Source organism: Tabrizicola sp., from assembly GCF_041911175.1.
Lineage (GTDB): Bacteria > Pseudomonadota > Alphaproteobacteria > Rhodobacterales > Rhodobacteraceae > Tabrizicola.
This window is the reverse complement of record NZ_JAYRPN010000079.1, coordinates 77,009-92,864: the sequence shown is the minus strand read 5'-3', so window position 1 is coordinate 92,864 and position 15,856 is coordinate 77,009. Positions and strand designations below refer to the sequence as shown.

Sequence of the window (15,856 nt, the reverse complement as noted above, 5' to 3'; positions counted from 1 at the left end):
ATCTGGGGAAAAGCCACGCGGTCAGGGGGAAATTTCCGTGCGCGACCTCAAGCTTCCCGAAGAGCGGCACCCCGAAAAGGCGCATCGCCCGGACAATGCCCAGCCGAAGAAACCCTCCTGGATCCGGGTCAAGGCCCCGACCTCGGAAGGCTACAAGAAGACCCGCGACATCCTGCGCGAGAAGAAACTGGTCACGGTCTGCGAAGAGGCCGGCTGCCCGAACGTCGGCGAATGCTGGGGGCAGGGCCACGCCACCATGATGATCATGGGCGAGATCTGCACCCGCGGCTGCACCTTCTGCAACGTGGCAACCGGCAAGCCGCAGACGCTGGATGCCTTCGAGCCCGGTCGGGTGGCCCATGCCGTCGCCGAACTGGGGCTGGCGCATGTCGTCGTCACCTCGGTCGACCGCGACGACCTCGATGATGGCGGGGCCGAGCATTTCGCCCAGACCATCCGCGCAATTCGCCACCGCAGTCCCGATACCACCATCGAGGTGCTGACCCCGGACTTCCTGCGCTGCGACCCGAGCGCGCTGGAAAAGGTGGTCGAGGCGCGGCCGGATGTCTTCAACCACAATCTTGAGACGGTGCCCGGCCTTTACCACGAGGTCCGCCCCGGCGCGCGCTATTTCCACAGCCTGCGCCTGTTGCAGCGGGTCAAGGAGCTGGACCCGACCATGTTCACCAAGTCCGGCATCATGGTCGGCCTTGGAGAAGAGCGCCCTGCCGTCCTGCAGGTGATGGACGACATGCGCAGCGCGGACGTGGATTTCCTGACCGTCGGGCAGTACCTGCAACCGACGCCCAAGCACCATGCCGTGGCCCGCTTCGTGACGCCCGAGGAGTTCAAGGCCTACGAGACGGCGGCCTGGGGCAAGCGCTTCCTCATGGTTTCCGCCACGCCGCTGACCCGGTCAAGCTATCACGCGGGCGACGATTTCGCCCGGATGCGCGCCGCGCGGCAGGCGGGCAGGGGATAGGAACGAGAAAAGGGCCGCACGAGGGGCGGCCCTTCCTTCAGCGTCGCAGCGGGGCTCAGAACTTGAAGCCGACGCCGATGTCGTAGATCTCGTCCGAGTCGTTCACCACAGTCCCGCCGCCTTCGACGAACAGTCCGCTCGGCATCGCATAGGTCGCCGACAGCGAATAGATGTCGCTGGCGTCCTGGATCAGCAGCGCGTCGCCCCGCAGCGTGAGCGCCGACATGATGTCATAGCTGCCGTAGAGCCGCAGCGAATGCACCGTGGAAGAGGCGTCAAGCTGCGCGAAGGCGGCGCCAAGGTCAAAGCGGTCGGCATCGTGGAACGCGCCGATCTGCATCAGCGAAAAATCGGTTCCGGGGACGGTGGCGAATTCGCCCGAGATGAAGAAGGTCGTCGCGCCGCTGACATAGTTCATTGCGCCTTCCACCACGTCGACATTGCTGTCGTCCAGGTGGTGATAGCCGGCCCCGAACGTCAGGTTGCCCGAGGCCTGGCGATAGGTGATGCCGGGCGTCACGCCATTGTCCTGCGCACTGGCAAGCGAGGTCATCGGCCCCCGGAGGAAGCCCGTTTCCAGGTCGACCAGCCGCGAGGACGAAAAGCGCGGCATCACGCTCATGGTCTCGACCAGGGGGCGCGGAGCACCCAGGGCGAATTCGCCAGCTCCGGTGGACAGGACCAGCGCGGCCCAGACATTGGTCAGGTCGGTGCCGTCGTCGAGATAGGTCGTGTCAAGCGCGGCATCGAAGCCCAGCATTCCGCCCGACCGCCAGGTCAGGCCAAGATCGCCGTCAAGCACCAGGTCGCTGGAGTTCGAGTCCACATATTCCAGTTTGACCTCGCCCCCGAAGGACAGGCCGTTGCCCGCATCCTGCGCGGCGGCGGGAAGGCTGGACAGGGCAAGAAGGGCAGGAACAAGAAGTCTGGTCATCGTGAAATTCCATTTCTGATCGCGTCGCATGCAGTATGACGCAAGACCGGGGGGAACGAAAGCGACCAGTATCAATATCTTGTGTGAAAGCGGCGCGTGTTGCCGCGCTACCACGCCCTCGCCCCGCCCTATGGGACCGCTTGCGGAACGGGCGGGGATTGTCCCCGCCCGCCAACGCCGTCACTCGTTACGCAACTCTATTCCTCGGGTTGGCGATAGGCCTTGTGGCAAGCCCCGCAGGCACCGCCAAGCGCGGCCATGCCCGTCTTCAGGCTGTCGAGATCGGTGGCCGCCGCCGTCTGGAACGCCGCTGCGGCCGTGTTCAGGTCGGCGACCTTCTGCAGGAAATCGTCCTGCTTCTCCCAGATCGCGGGCAGGGCGAAGCTGTCGGTGGCCTTCTGGTATTCCGACCCGGCCGGGAACTGGTCCATTCTCAGGACCGAGGCGATGGCCGCGATATTCGCCGCCGCCTTGCCCGCCACTGCGGCGTCATAGGGCGTCTCGTCCTTGGCCATCGCGCCGACCTTGCCCAGGTCCGTCGCCATCTGCAGCATCAGGCCATGCCGCATCTCGACCGCATCGGCAAACGGGTCCTCCGCCGCGTCTTGCGCCAGCACGCCCGAGGCCATGAAAGCGCCCGCTGCCACCATCAGAACCATGAGTCTCATCTGTGTCTCCCTGTTGTGAGGTGGACCGAAGAGAGCGTGCCGCGCGCGGGGGCGGCAATACGACAGATGAACTATGTCCGGGGTTTATCCCTTTGGTTTATGGCAGGTTCCTGCCGATCAACAGCCAGTTGCGCGATGAACCGCGCGATCACTGCACGCTCGGCACGGCCAGGATGTATTCCGCCACCGCCAGCCGGTCGCTTTCCGGAAGCCGTCCCATGTTCTCGACCACATGGGCCATGTGGCCGCCGACCACATCGAACTCGGGCGTGAAGCCGGTCGTCAGGTACTGCACGATATCCGCCGCTGCCCATTTCAGCTTGTCGGGCGTGATGTTCGGCACCTTGCCGTCGCCCGACGGGTTCGGCGCCCCGCCCAGCCAGCGCGAGGTATCAAGCCCACCCAGCATGTTGCGCGGAGTATGGCATTCGCCGCAATGGGCCAGAGCCTCGGCGATATAGCGACCGCGCGCGGCGGTGGGCGTCAGGTTGCCCGGCAGCACCCAGTCCTTCGACAGGAACAGCAGCTTCCACAGCCCCAGCGTCTCGCGCATCGAGAAGGGGAAGGCCAGCTCGTGCGGCTGGCTGGGGGTCGGATCGGCGGGCAGGGTCTTCATGAAGGCATAGAGATCCGCCACATCCTGCATCTCCATCTTGGCGTAAGAGGCATAGGGCAGGGCGGGGTAGTAATGTTCCCCCTTGGGGCTGACGCCGCGGGTGATCGCATTCGCCAGGTCCAGAAGCGACCACTTGCCGATGCCGTGTTCGGGGTCCTGGCTGATGTTCGGCGCGATGAAGGTGCCGAAGGCGGACGGAAAGCGCTGCCCGCCCGAAAGCACCAGCTCGGCCTCTCCCTTGGCCTCCGGCGCCATGTGGCAGGAGGCGCAACCGGCGGCCCAGAACACCAGCTCGCCCTTGGCCGGGTCGCCCGTCAGGCCGGCGACGGCGGATTCGGGCAGTGGCTTCGGTCGGGCCAGCACATAAAGCCCCCCCGCCGCGACCAGGCCCAGGACGATCAGCCAGCGCATGACCCGCATTGCAACACTCCGCTTCCACAACCTTTCGGCGAACCTACCCGACGGTCGCCCTGCGTCCAATCACGGTTTCTGGCGCAGGCGGTTGACCGTCATCCAGTCCGGCCAGCCGATGAAATGCTCGATCCCGACGATCACCAGGCAGATCGCGATGACGGCGAACACCAGCTTCACCCGCCCCGGCGAGGGCGGGTTCTGCACCCAGCGCTTCGCGCGCAGCAGCCAGTGAAGCTGGTTCAATTCCCCACCTGCATCAGCTTAGCTATCAGTACATACATGCCTGCGCATCCTCGATGCTGTCAGCGGATCGGATACAATCCTTGATTTCTCTAAGATCGCTTTCCATCGACTGGGATGCTTCCTGAAGCGTGTTGAAGTCTCTGATCAAGGTGTTGTGCTTGTCGACTAGATCATTGTATTCGCTTTGAATTCTATCGTACTCTGCAGAACATTCCGAAAGGTGTGACTTGCAGGTGAAGCCTTCGTAGTTGCATTGATAGGTATCAAAGCAAGCTGCGGACTGGTCCACAACTCTATCCCCGTAGTCCAGGCAGGCAGGCTCGCGGCCTATGGGGCAAGAGAAGGATTGACCCGTCGCCCCTTCGGCTTGCAGGAAGGCGAGAAAAACAAGCGCCAGTACCTGCCGGACTTTCATTCTTCATCCCCCGTGAACCGCACCTTGCCGATGAAGGGCAGGTTGCGGTTCCTTTGCGCGAAGTCGATGCCGTAGCCCACCACGAATTCGTCGGGGATCTCGAACCCGGTCCAATCGGCCTTGACGGGCACTTCCCGGCGCGAGGGTTTGTCCAGAAGCGCGCAGGTCTTCAGCCGCGCAGGTTCCCGCGCCTTCAGCAGGTGCAGCACATGCGACAGGGTGAAGCCGGTGTCGATGATGTCCTCCACCACCAGCACGTCGCGCCCCGCGATCTCGCCCCGCAGGTCCTTCAGGATACGGACCTCGCGGCTGGAATGCATGGAATCGCCGTAGCTGGACGCCTCCAGGAAATCCACCTCGACCGGCAGGTCGATCTCGCGCACGAGGTCGGCGATGAAGACGAAGGACCCGCGCAACAGGCCCACCACCACCAGCTTGTCACAGCCCTGGAAATGCAGGGTGATCTCGCGCGCCAGCGCCTCGACCCGGGCCGCGATGGACTTGGCGCTGATCATCTGGTCGATCACATAGGGGCGGTCGGGCATGGTGTCATCCGGTTGCTGCACCCCTTTCCTAGCGCCCAAAGCCACAGTTGCCTAGGCCGTGACACGCCGCCCGCTTGATCTTGGCGGCAGGCCGGGCCACATCTCGGGTCAAAGGACCACGATGCCCACCCATTCCGAGACCAAGCGCCTGCCCTATACCGCCCGCCAGATGTATGATCTGGTGGCCGATGTTGGCTCCTATCCGCAATTCCTGCCCTGGAACGCCGCTGCCCGCATCCGGTCGCGCCAGCCCGTCGCGGGCGGGGGCGAGGTGATGGAGGCCGACCTGGTGATCAGCTTCAAGGTCTTCCGCGAACGCTTCGGCAGCCGGGTCACGCTCTGGCCCGAACAGATGAGGATCGACACCGAATACCTCGACGGCCCGTTCCGGCACATGAAGTCGAACTGGGCGTTCCGCGACAGTCCGGGGGGCTGCGAGGTCGACTTCCATGTCGATTTCGAATTCCGCAACACCATCCTGCAAGGCATCATCGGCGTGGTGTTCAACGACGCCATGCACCGCATCGTCCGCGCCTTCGAGCGTCGCGCGGCGGAACTCTATGGGCCGGGGCCTTTGTGACGCGACGGAAACCTCTCACTGCGGCGTGAAGCCTTCACGTCCAACCGGAGGAACCCCATGCGCAAGCTTGCCCTGCTGATCGCCCTGCTGCTGCCTGTCCCCGCCGCCGCCGAGACCGTCCGCCTTGGCGACCGCTTCTACGAAATAGCGTTGCCCGCCAACCCCAAGGGCGCCCCCCTGATCCTCGCGCTGCACGGTGGGGGCGGCGATCCCGATCAGTTCGCCCGATCCTCGGGCCTCGCCGTCGCCGCGACCCGCGCGGGCTTCGCCGTGGCCTTCCCGGCGGGCAGCGGCAGGGGGCGCGACAAGCTGCTCACCTGGAACGGCGGCTATTGCTGCGGCTACGCGGCGCGGAAGGATGTGGACGACATCGGGTTCCTGAAGCAGGTGATCCGCGATGCCGCCGCCCGCTTCGGCACGAACGGCACCGGCATCTACATCACCGGCATGTCAAACGGCTCGATCCTGGCGGAGACCTTCGCCGCCAAGAACCCCGGCCTGGTCCGTGCCGTGGCCGGCATCTCGGGCACGATGGACACCGGACATATCCGCGTGCGGGGCAAGGTTCCGGCGCTGATCATCCACGGCACTGCCGACGAGAACGTTCCCTACGACGGTGGACCCGGCGAGAACAGCCATACCCGCACCGACTTCGCCTCGGTCGCGTCGGTGGTGCAGGACTTCCTGGCCCCCTGGGGGAGCGTCCGCGAATCCTCGCAGGTGATCGACCGCAAGGACGACGGCACTTCGGTCATCGTCACCGACTACCAGAAGGGCGGTCGGGTGGTGTTGCGGCTGATGACGGTTGAGGGCGGCGCGCATCATTGGCCCGGCGGGCGCAAGGCGCGGATGGGCGAGGGCAAGACGCAGGAGATCGACGCGAACACCGAGCTTTTGCGCTTCTTCAAGGCGATCCCGTAATACTCCGGCGTCAAATTTCTTGAGTAAGAAATTTGTCAAATCCTTTACTTAAAGGATTTGCGCTACCCCATCGCCTCGGCCAGCAACTCCAGCGCGTGCCGCATCGAGGCCTCGCGCACCTTGGCCCGGCCGCGCGCGCCGAACTCCACCGTCTCGACCCGCGTCGCCCGGCCCTTGCGCGCCAGGCCGAAACAGACCCGGCCCTCGGGCTTGTGCTCCGATCCGCCCGGCCCGGCGATCCCGGTGATCGACACCGCAAGGTCGGCGCGGGAATGGGCCAGCGCGCCCTCCGCCATCTCGCGCGCGACCGCCTCGGACACCGCGCCATGCGCTTCCAGCGTTTCCGCCTTCACGCCCAGCAACTCCATCTTCGCCTCGTTGGAATAGGTGACGAAACCGCGCTCGAACACGTCCGAAGACCCCGCCACCTCGGTCAGCGCCGCCGCCACCATGCCCCCGGTGCAGCTTTCCGCCGTGGCGACCTTGAGGCCCCAATAGCGCGCCCGCGCCAGAAGGTCGGCGACCGCTACCCCAGCCACGGTTGCACCAGGCCATGCCAGGCCCCCGCCAGAGCGACCGAACAAAGCCCGGCGAAAAGCCCGGCCCAGAGGTCATCCAGCATCACCCCCGCCGCATCGCCCCGCCGGTCGGCGCGACCCACAAGCCAGGGCTTCCAGATGTCGAACAGCCGGAACAGCAGGAACGGCACCACCCAGCCCGGCCAGGCCCCGGTCAGCAGGTCGGGCACCTGATGGCGCCAGAGCGGGATCACGGTGAAAGAGAGCGCCAATAACTGCCCCGCCACCTCGTCGATCACCACTTCGGAAGGATCCTCGCCCCCCGTCGCCCGCAGGTAGCCCGGCACCGCCCAGAACCCCGCCAGCGTCGCGACGACGAAGCCCGCAGGCACCGCCAGCGCCCAGCCCGCCTGATAGGCCGCGACCGCCAGTGCCACGGTGATCGCGCTTGCCCAGGTGCCGGAAGCCGGTTTCAGGAACCCCGCGCCGAAGAAGGTGGCTATCAGGCGGCTCATGCCGCCACCAGCGTCGCGGTGGCAATCGCCGCGATGCCTTCCTCGCGCCCGGTGAAGCCCAGCCGTTCCGAAGTCGTCGCCTTGACCGATACCCGCCCCACATCCACCCCCATGATCCGCGCCAGTTCCGCTTGCATATCAGCGGCATGCGGGCCGATCTTCGGACGTTCGCAGACCAGCGTCACGTCGCAATTCGCCAGCTTGTAGCCCCGTCGCGTCGCCAGCCCGATGGCATGGCTCAGGAAGATGTGGCTCGCCGCCCCCTTCCACTGCGGGTCAGAGGGCGGGAAGTGCCGCCCGATGTCGCCTTCCGCCAGCGCGCCGTAGATCGCATCGGTCAGCGCATGCATCCCCACGTCGGCATCCGAATGGCCCAGCAGCGCCTTGGTATGCGGCACCTTCACCCCGCAGAGCCAGACATGATCCCCCTCGCAAAAGGCATGCACGTCATAGCCGTTGCCCAACCGCACATCCATCGCTTGCCCTTTCAGGATCGCCTCGGCCCTTGCGAAATCGCCCGGATAGGTCAGCTTCAGGTTGGCTTCCTCGCCCTCGACGATCGCCACGTCAAGGCCAGCCGCCCGCGCCACCTCCACATCGTCCAGCGCCCCGCCTGGATGCGCCCGATGCGCGGCAAGGATCGGGGCGAAGCGAAAAGCCTGCGGCGTCTGTGCCCGGTATAGACCCGCCCGGTCCACCGTGCCCGCAACCCGCCCGTCCTGACCCCGCCACAGCGCATCCGTCACCGGCAGGGCAGGGGCCGCGCCCTCGTGCCGCTCCAGCGCCGCGACCAGCCGCTTGAGCAGCGCGGGCGAAACCAGCGGTCGCGCCCCGTCATGGATCAGCACCGCCTCGATCCCCATCCCCTCCAGCGCCTGCAACCCGGCCAGGACCGAGGCCCCCCGCGTCGCGCCGCCTTCGACCAGCGGCACCCCCAGGGCTTCCGCTCGCGCCCGGTCCTCGGGGTGGATCACCAGCAGCACCCGCATCCCGGCGAAGGCCGCGAGCACATGCGCCAGCACCGGCTTGCCCTGAAGCATCTGCCATTGCTTCGGCACCTCGCCGCCCATGCGGCTGCCGCGACCGGCGGCGACGATGATCACGGCTGTCTGCATGGCACCTTCCTTCGCCCCTGCCTAATCCAGCCCGACCTGCATGACAATCTGGCGCTTTCCCTCACGGACTGCCCAAAATTTGTGCATCGCATGTTTTTCAGTCATAATCCCGCATCGCTGCCTTGGTCCGCACCCGACCGCAGGCTAGCCCTTAGTCAAACGCACAAGGACAAGGCTTTGCCCGTTCCCCTCGGCCCGCTGACGCTGACCCCGCCGGTCTTCCTGGCCCCCTTGGCCGGAATCACCGACCTGCCGTTCCGTCGCCTCGTCGCCCGCTTCGGCGCCGGGCTGGTGGTCAGCGAGATGGTCGCCAGCGCCGAAGTCGTCCGCGCCCAGCCCGAAGCCCGCGCCCGGGCGGAGCTTGGCTTCGGCGAACAGGCGACCTCGATCCAGCTTGCCGGTCGCGACCCCTACTGGATGGCCGAAGGCGCGCGCTTCGTCGAAGGGCAGGGCGCGCGGGTCATCGACATCAACATGGGCTGCCCGTCGAAACGGGTGACGACCGGCCTCTGCGGCTCGGCGCTTTTGCGCGACCTCGACCTTGCGCTGGCCCTGATAGAGGCGGTGGTGAAGGCGGTGCAGGTTCCCGTCACGTTGAAGACCCGCCTCGGCTGGGACGATACTCTTCACAATGCACCGGAGCTGGCCCGCCGGGCAGAAGCGGCGGGCGTCCAGCTGATCACCATCCACGGTCGCACCCGCTGCCAGTTCTACAAGGGCCACGCCAACTGGGCCGCCATCCGCGCGGTGAAAGAGGCCGTCACCATACCCGTCATCGCCAATGGCGACATCACCGACACCGCCACCGCGCGCGAAGCCCTGCGCCAGAGCGGTGCCGACGGCGTGATGATCGGCCGCGGGGCACAAGGCGCGCCCTGGAAACTCGCGCAGGTGGCGCATGAGATCTACGGCACCCCGGCGCCGCAGATCCCCGAAGGCGGCGCGCTTGGCCGGATGATCCTCGACCACTATGACGACATGCTCACCTTCTATGGTCGTGACCTCGGCCTGCGCATGGCCCGCAAGCACCTCGGCTGGTATCTCGACGAAGCGGGCCTGCCGCATGCGCGCGACCCCATCCTCACCTCCACCGACCCGGCCGAGGTGATCCAGCTCATCGAACAGGCCTTTGCGGAACTGGAGCTTGCCGCATGACCCCCTACCGCGCGCCCTATCCGGTGCCGGGCGTCATCTGGGCCTCGCTGCCCTTCCCGACGCTGCTGATCGACCAGGCCGCCACGATCCTCGAAGCCAACCCCGCCGCCGAGACCTTCCTCAACACCTCGCAGAAGGCGCTGCGCGGCCAGCCCGTCTTCGACCGCCTCGCCATCGAGGCCCCGATGGAAGAGGCGCTCTCCCGTGTCCGCGCCAACCAGTCGCCCCTGAACATCAACGACGTGGACGTGACGACCGGCGACCGCCCGCCCTTGCAATGCACCGTCCACCTCGCGCCGATGCACGACAACCCCGACATCGTCATGCTGATCCTGTCCCCCCGCGAACTGGCGGACCGGCTGGGCCGTTCGATGGGCGCGAAGACCGCCGCGCGGTCCGCCATCGGCATGGCCGAGATGCTGGCGCATGAGATCAAGAACCCGCTCGCCGGGATTTCCGGCGCGGCACAACTCCTCAGCATGAACCTCACCCCCGAGGATCAGGAACTGACCGATCTCATCGTCGAGGAAACCCGCCGCATCGTGAAGCTCCTGGAACAGGTGGAGCAATTCGGCAACCTCAGGCCCCCTGATCGGAAGCCGGTGAACATCCACGACGCGCTGGACCGCGCCCGCAAGTCGGCCCTTGTCGGCTTCGCCGCCCACATGACCATCACCGAGGACTACGACCCTTCGTTGCCCCCCACCTTCGCCGACAGCGACCAGCTGATGCAGGTGTTCCTGAACCTGATCAAGAACGCCGCCGAGGCCTGCAAGCAGGGCGGCACGATCCGGCTTCACACCTTCTACGACCTCAGCCTGCGCCTACGCCGCAAGGATGGCGCCTCCGCCGCACTGCCCCTGAATGTCGAGATCATCGACGACGGCCCCGGCATCAAGCCCGAGATCGCCGCCAACATCTTCGAGCCCTTCGTCTCGGGCCGCGAGAACGGTACCGGCCTCGGCCTCGCGCTCGTCTCCAAGATCGTCAGCGACCATGAGGGCTGGATCACCGTCGATTCCGCCCCGGGCCGCACCGTGTTCCGCGTGTCCCTGCCGATGGCCCCGCGCGAAAGGAAGGAAGCGAAGTAATGGATGGCACCGTCCTTGTCGCCGACGACGACCGCACGATCCGCACCGTGCTGACCCAGGCCCTGACCCGGGCGGGGTGCAAGGTCCACGCGACCTCCAGCCTGATGACCCTGATGCGCTGGGTCGAGGAGGGGAAGGGCGATCTGGTGATCAGCGACGTCATCATGCCCGACGGCAACGGCCTCGACGCGCTGCCCCGCATATCGAAGATGCGGCCCGGCCTGCCGGTGATCGTGATCAGCGCCCAGAACACGATCATGACCGCGATCCAGGCGGCAGAGGCGGAAGCCTTCGACTATCTGCCGAAACCCTTCGACCTGCCCGATCTGATGAAACGCTCCGCCAAGGCGCTGGATCAGAAGCGCCACGCGGCCAAAGTGGTGGTGCCCGCGCGCGAGGCCGGGGATGACCTGCCGCTGGTGGGGCGCACCCCGGCGATGCAGGCGCTGTACCGGCTCGTGGCCCGTGTGATGAACACCGAACTCGCCGTCCTGATCACCGGCGAATCCGGCACCGGCAAGTCGCTGATCGCCCGCGCGATCCACGATTTCTCCGACCGCCGGACACTGCCCTTCGTGGTTGCCCAATCCGCTGACCTGCAAGGCATCGACGGCCCGGCGACCCTCCTCGCCAAGGCCCGCGGCGGGTCCATCGTCTTCGACGAGATCGCCGACTACGACGCCGACATTCAAGGACGCGTGGTGCGGATGCTCGACATGCTGGGCGACAAGGCCCCCCGGGTGATGGCCACCAGCCAGACCGACCTCGCCGCCCGGATGGAGGCGGGCCAGTTCCGCCAGGACCTCTACTACCGGCTCGGCGGCGTCACCCTGCACGTCCCCTCGCTTCGCGAACGGGTCGAGGATATTCCCCTCCTCGCCGAACATTTCCTCGCCAAGGGCGAACGCGACCTCGGCACCATCCGCCGCCTGTCGCAGGGCGCCACCGACCTCATCCGCGCCTGTTCCTGGCCCGGCAACGTTCGCCAACTGGAAAACACCATCCGCCGCCTCCTCGTCACCGCCACCGAGACCGACATCGCCAAGGCCGAAGTGGAGCAGGTCCTTGGCCAGCAGCCCAGCCCCGAACCCCTGACCGGCGCGGGCGAGGGCGACCGGCTCTCCGCCTCGGTCGCGCGCCACCTGAAGCGCTACTTCGACCTGCACGGCGGCCAGTTGCCGCCCCCCGGCGTCTACCAGCGCATCCTGCGCGAAGTGGAACTGCCGCTGATCGAGATCGCGCTCGATGCCACGGCCGGAAACCAGGCGAAATGCGCCGATCTCCTCGGCATCAACCGCAACACGCTGCGCAAGAAGATCACCGACCTCGACATCCGCGTCAGCCGTCGCCGAAAGTTGATGTAGCGGCGCAACGCCTACCTGTGTCTTTTCGGTTTCACCCCGCCGCACAACTAGATATGGTGTGGCAAGGTGGGCAAACCACCGGCTGACGGATGGGGCAGGGTGGAGCGGGCGGTTCACAGGGATGTCTGGCTGCGCTTTTCGCGCCTGCGCCGTCAGCGCCGGGTGCAAACGGCGCTGACGCTCGGGCTGGTTTTCCTGGGCCCTGTCCTTGCGGTCGCCACTTTCCTCGCGCTTGGCCCCTTCAACCAGGATGCCGGATCGCCCACGCTGCGGCTGATCCTGCTGGCCGACCTGATCTACGTCCTGGTCATCGCGGCCCTCGTCCTCGCCCGCGTCATCCGGCTTGTCGCCGACCGCCGGTCCCGTTCCGCCGGGTCGCGGCTGCACCTCCGGCTCTCCGGCGTCTTCATGCTGATCGCGCTGATCCCGACCGTTCTGGTCGCAGTCTTCGCCGTCCTTTCGATCAACATCGGCCTCGAAGGCTGGTTCTCCGACCGGGTGCGCTCGGTCGTCGGGTCATCCCTCTCCGCCGCCCAGGCCTACGAGGCGGTGCAGCGCGACGACCTCGCCGCCGATGTCGTCACCCTTGCGGGGTATCTGAACGATGCCAAGCGCAAGAGCCCCTTCCTGCGGGACGACCAGTTGCGCCCGCTCTTGTCGCAGGCGCAGGCGGTCATCCAGCGCGGGCTGAAAGAGGCCTATCTGGTCGACGGCACCGGCGCGATGAAGACCCGCGGCGAACGCTCCTACCTCTTCGACTTCGAGGACCTGACCGACGAACAGTTGCGGCTTGCCAGGGAAGGCAACACCGTCCTGATCCCCGACTGGTCGAACAACGAATTCCGCGCGCTGGTCCTGCTGGACGCCTATACCGACCGCTACCTCTACGTCACCCGGACGGTGGACGGCTCGATCTTGTCGCTCCTGGATGAAACGCAGGAAACCGTCCAGCTTTACAACCAGCTTGAATCCGAACGCGGCCGGCTCCTGTTCAACTTCGGCCTGATCTACCTTGGCTTTGCGCTGATCCTGATCCTCGCCGCCATCTGGCTTGGCCTCTGGTTCGCGGAACGCCTGTCGCGGCCCGTGGGGCGGTTGGCAGGGGCGGCGGAAAGGGTAGGGGGGGGCGATCTCGACGTGCAGGTCACCGAAGAAGAGGGCGACGACGAGATCGCCTCGCTTGGCCGCCTTTTCAACCAGATGACCCGCCAGCTGAAGGGCCAGCGCGAGGCGCTGGTGGAAAGCCACGCCCAGACCGAAACCCGGCGGCGTCTCTTCGATTCCGTGCTGTCGAACGTCACGGCGGGAGTCATCGGTCTGGATAGCGACGGCGACATCGACTTCGTCAACCGCGCTGCAGAAGGGTTGCTCGACTTCGCCGATGGCCAGTCCGACATGCCGATTGCCGCCGCCGTCCCCGAATTCGCCGCCCTGTTCGACCGGCTGCGCGACAGTGGCGGCAACGCCGTGCAGGACGAGGTCCGCCTGACCCGCAAGGGCAAGCTGGAAAGCCTCCTCGTGCGCATGTCCACCCGCCGGTCCGAGGCGGGGGATCTGGAAGGCTATGTCGTGGCCTTCGACGACGTGACCGACCTGGTCAGCGCTCAGCGCATGGCCGCCTGGGGCGATGTTGCCCGCCGCATCGCGCATGAGATCAAGAACCCGCTGACCCCGATCCAGTTGTCCGCCGAACGCATCAAGCGCAAGTTCGCGACCCAGGTCCGCGACCATGAGGACCTTGAACAATATACCGACGTGATCGTGCGCCAGACCAACGACCTGCGCCGCATCGTCGACGAGTTCTCCAAATTCGCCCGGATGCCCGAACCCGACCGCCGCGACTGCGACCTCGCCGCGCTGCTGAAGGGCGCGGTCCTCCTGCAGGAAAACGGCCAGCCCGGCGTCCGCTTCGTCAAGGACATCCCTGCGGGCGAGTTGCACCTCGATCTCGACCCCACCATGATTGGCCAGGCCTTCACCAACCTGATCAAGAATGCCGGTGAAGCAATTGAATCCTATCAGGAAAAGGCGAAGCCAGAAGGCTTCCTCCCTGAAATCCGCATCACGCTGTCCGCCGACGACAGCGAGGCCGTGATCCGCATCGCGGACAACGGCACCGGCCTGCCGCCCGACCGCGCGCGGCTCTTCGAGCCTTACGTCACCACCCGCGACAAGGGCACTGGCCTGGGGCTCCCCATCGTCAAGAAGATCATCGAGGAGCACGGCGGCACACTTGCGCTTCTCGACGCGCCGGTGTTCGCGGGCAACGACCATCCCGGCGCCCTGGCCGAGATCCGCCTGCCCCGCGCTGCCCGCAAACGCGCGCGCTCCCACATCCCCATGAAAGCCGCTCCGCCCACGAAGGAGGCCCAGACATGAGCATTCTCATCGTCGACGACGAACAGGACATCCGCGAACTGATCGGTGACATCCTGCAGGATGAAGGCTACACCACCCGTCTCGCCGCCAATTCCGACGACTGCATGGCCGAGATCAACGCCGATCCGCCGTCGCTGATGATCCTCGACATCTGGCTGAAAGACAGTCGACTTGACGGGATCGACATCCTGAAGACGGTGAAACGCGACAACCCCGACATCCCCGTGGTCATCATCTCCGGCCACGGCAACATCGAGATCGCCGTCGCCGCCATCAAGCAGGGCGCCTACGATTTCATCGAGAAGCCCTTCAACATCGACCAGCTGATGGTCGTCGTCGCCCGCGCGATGGAAACCAGCCGCCTGCGCCGCGAGAACCAGGAACTGCGCCGCCGCGACGTGACCTCCTCCGACATGGTCGGCTCCTCGCTTGCCTTCAAGACGTTGAAAGCGAACCTCGACAAAGTCACGAAGTCGAACGCCCGGGTCATGCTGACCGGCGAGCCCGGCACCGGCAAGGAAATGGCCGCGCGCTACATCCACATGCATTCCAGCCGCGCCAGCGCCCCCTTCGTCACCGTCTCCTCGGCCTCGATCGAGCCCGAGCGGATGGAAGAGGTGCTCTTCGGCCGCGAAACCCCCGAACGCGGGGTGGAACAGGGGCTTCTGGAACAGGCCCACGGCGGGATCGTCTACCTTGACGAGGTCGCCGACATGCCGCTCGGCACGCAAGGCAAGATCCTGCGCGTGCTGACCGAACAGCAGTTCACCCGCGCGGGTGGCACCGACAAGGTCCGCGTCGACCTGCGCGTCATTTCCTCCACCTGCCGCGACCTGCGGTCCGAGATCGGCCTCGGCCGCTTCCGGCAAGAGCTTTACGACCGGCTGAACGTCGTTCCCATCGCCGTGCCCTCGCTCGCCTCCCGCCGCGAGGACGTGCCGGAACTGACCCGCCACTTCATCGACTGGTTCCACAAGACGCAAGGCCTGCCGAACCGGACGCTCTCCGAGGAAGCCGACACCGTGCTGCAGACGCTGCCCTGGCCCGGCAACATCCGCCAGCTGCGCAATGTGATCGAACGCATCCTGATCCTCGGCGACGGCACCGGGCCGATCGACACCTCGGAAATCCCCGGCAACGAGCCGAAGCCCGAGGCGGATACCACGCTCTCGCTCACCGGCACCATCGCCACGCTCCCCCTGCGCGAGGCGCGCGAGCTGTTCGAGCGCGAGTATCTCCTGACCCAGATCAACCGCTTCGGCGGCAACATCAGTCGCACGGCCAGTTTCGTCGGCATGGAACGCTCGGCACTCCACCGCAAGCTGAAATCGCTGGGCGTGGTCGGGTCGACGCGCGGGGGCAGGGGGTTCTCGGAGTTCGAGGAATAGCAGGGCAAGGCCC

Annotated in this window: 17 protein-coding genes; 8 read left to right on the top strand and 9 right to left on the bottom strand. The window is 66.3% G+C overall.

All coding sequences use genetic code 11. The features are described from left to right. Positions 1-37: 37 nt before the first annotated feature. Complete coding sequence (lipA, locus tag ACE3P6_RS10705; protein WP_374394683.1) at positions 38-982, top strand: lipoyl synthase; 945 nt, start codon at positions 38-40, stop codon at positions 980-982. 55 nt (positions 983-1,037) lie between these two features. Here lipA and ACE3P6_RS10700 read toward each other — a convergent pair whose 3' ends face one another. The 6 genes from ACE3P6_RS10700 to hpt all read right to left on the bottom strand — a co-directional run bounded on the left by ACE3P6_RS10700 (position 1,038) and on the right by hpt (position 4,817). Continuing rightward, positions 1,038-1,916, bottom strand: a complete 879-nt coding sequence (locus ACE3P6_RS10700) for a hypothetical protein (RefSeq protein WP_374394680.1) — start codon at positions 1,914-1,916, stop codon at positions 1,038-1,040. Positions 1,917-2,113: 197 nt separating this feature from the next. Then, a complete protein-coding gene (locus ACE3P6_RS10695; protein WP_374394678.1) occupies positions 2,114-2,584 on the bottom strand; it encodes a cytochrome c in 471 nt (156 codons plus the stop codon). A 148-nt stretch (positions 2,585-2,732) separates the two neighbouring features. Further along, positions 2,733-3,620 carry a c-type cytochrome gene (locus ACE3P6_RS10690; protein ID WP_374394675.1) on the bottom strand — a complete coding sequence of 296 codons (888 nt, stop codon included), beginning with the start codon at positions 3,618-3,620 and terminating at the stop codon, positions 2,733-2,735. Positions 3,621-3,680: 60 nt separating this feature from the next. After that, positions 3,681-3,857, bottom strand: a complete 177-nt coding sequence (locus ACE3P6_RS10685; RefSeq protein WP_374394672.1) for a hypothetical protein — start codon at positions 3,855-3,857, stop codon at positions 3,681-3,683. A gap of 25 nt (positions 3,858-3,882) precedes the next feature. After that, a complete protein-coding gene (locus ACE3P6_RS10680) occupies positions 3,883-4,272 on the bottom strand; it encodes a hypothetical protein (protein ID WP_374394669.1) in 390 nt (129 codons plus the stop codon). After that, a complete protein-coding gene (hpt, locus tag ACE3P6_RS10675) occupies positions 4,269-4,817 on the bottom strand; it encodes a hypoxanthine phosphoribosyltransferase (RefSeq protein ID WP_374394667.1) in 549 nt (182 codons plus the stop codon). Before hpt ends, ACE3P6_RS10680 begins: the two co-directional genes overlap by 4 nt. Before the next feature lie 121 nt (positions 4,818-4,938). Between hpt and ACE3P6_RS10670 the strand changes: the two genes are divergently transcribed. Continuing rightward, positions 4,939-5,397: a type II toxin-antitoxin system RatA family toxin gene (locus ACE3P6_RS10670; RefSeq protein WP_374394823.1), complete on the top strand. Its 459-nt coding sequence runs from the start codon at positions 4,939-4,941 to the stop codon at positions 5,395-5,397. Between the two features lie 57 nt (positions 5,398-5,454). Further along, positions 5,455-6,318, top strand: coding sequence for a PHB depolymerase family esterase (locus ACE3P6_RS10665; protein WP_374394665.1), 864 nt, complete (start codon positions 5,455-5,457; stop codon positions 6,316-6,318). Positions 6,319-6,380: 62 nt separating this feature from the next. Here ACE3P6_RS10665 and ACE3P6_RS10660 read toward each other — a convergent pair whose 3' ends face one another. From ACE3P6_RS10660 to ACE3P6_RS10650, 3 genes are read right to left on the bottom strand one after another with little or no spacing between them, the layout of a single operon-like run. Next, positions 6,381-6,857, bottom strand: a complete 477-nt coding sequence (locus tag ACE3P6_RS10660; protein ID WP_374394662.1) for a CinA family protein — start codon at positions 6,855-6,857, stop codon at positions 6,381-6,383. Then, positions 6,845-7,351: a phosphatidylglycerophosphatase A gene (locus tag ACE3P6_RS10655; RefSeq protein WP_374394659.1), complete on the bottom strand. Its 507-nt coding sequence runs from the start codon at positions 7,349-7,351 to the stop codon at positions 6,845-6,847. The genes ACE3P6_RS10660 and ACE3P6_RS10655 overlap by 13 nt, the downstream gene beginning before the upstream one ends. Then, positions 7,348-8,466, bottom strand: a complete 1,119-nt coding sequence (locus tag ACE3P6_RS10650; RefSeq protein ID WP_374394656.1) for a bifunctional 2-C-methyl-D-erythritol 4-phosphate cytidylyltransferase/2-C-methyl-D-erythritol 2,4-cyclodiphosphate synthase — start codon at positions 8,464-8,466, stop codon at positions 7,348-7,350. The genes ACE3P6_RS10655 and ACE3P6_RS10650 overlap by 4 nt, the downstream gene beginning before the upstream one ends. 177 nt (positions 8,467-8,643) lie before the next feature. On the opposite strand from ACE3P6_RS10650, the gene dusB reads away from it, so the two are divergent. From dusB to ACE3P6_RS10625, 5 genes are all read left to right on the top strand, one after another. Further along, on the top strand, positions 8,644-9,621 hold the full coding sequence (dusB, locus tag ACE3P6_RS10645) for a tRNA dihydrouridine synthase DusB (RefSeq protein ID WP_374394653.1): 978 nt from the start codon (positions 8,644-8,646) through the stop codon (positions 9,619-9,621). After that, positions 9,618-10,712 carry a nitrogen regulation protein NR(II) gene (locus ACE3P6_RS10640; RefSeq protein WP_374394652.1) on the top strand — a complete coding sequence of 365 codons (1,095 nt, stop codon included), beginning with the start codon at positions 9,618-9,620 and terminating at the stop codon, positions 10,710-10,712. Before dusB ends, ACE3P6_RS10640 begins: the two co-directional genes overlap by 4 nt. Continuing rightward, a complete protein-coding gene (locus ACE3P6_RS10635) occupies positions 10,712-12,076 on the top strand; it encodes a response regulator (RefSeq protein ID WP_374394649.1) in 1,365 nt (454 codons plus the stop codon). The genes ACE3P6_RS10640 and ACE3P6_RS10635 overlap by 1 nt, the downstream gene beginning before the upstream one ends. 99 nt (positions 12,077-12,175) lie before the next feature. Further along, positions 12,176-14,455 carry an ATP-binding protein gene (locus ACE3P6_RS10630; RefSeq protein WP_374394646.1) on the top strand — a complete coding sequence of 760 codons (2,280 nt, stop codon included), beginning with the start codon at positions 12,176-12,178 and terminating at the stop codon, positions 14,453-14,455. Continuing rightward, entirely contained in the window at positions 14,452-15,843 is a 1,392-nt protein-coding gene (locus tag ACE3P6_RS10625; RefSeq protein WP_374394644.1) for a sigma-54-dependent transcriptional regulator, read from the top strand. The genes ACE3P6_RS10630 and ACE3P6_RS10625 overlap by 4 nt, the downstream gene beginning before the upstream one ends. Positions 15,844-15,856: the final 13 nt, after the last annotated feature.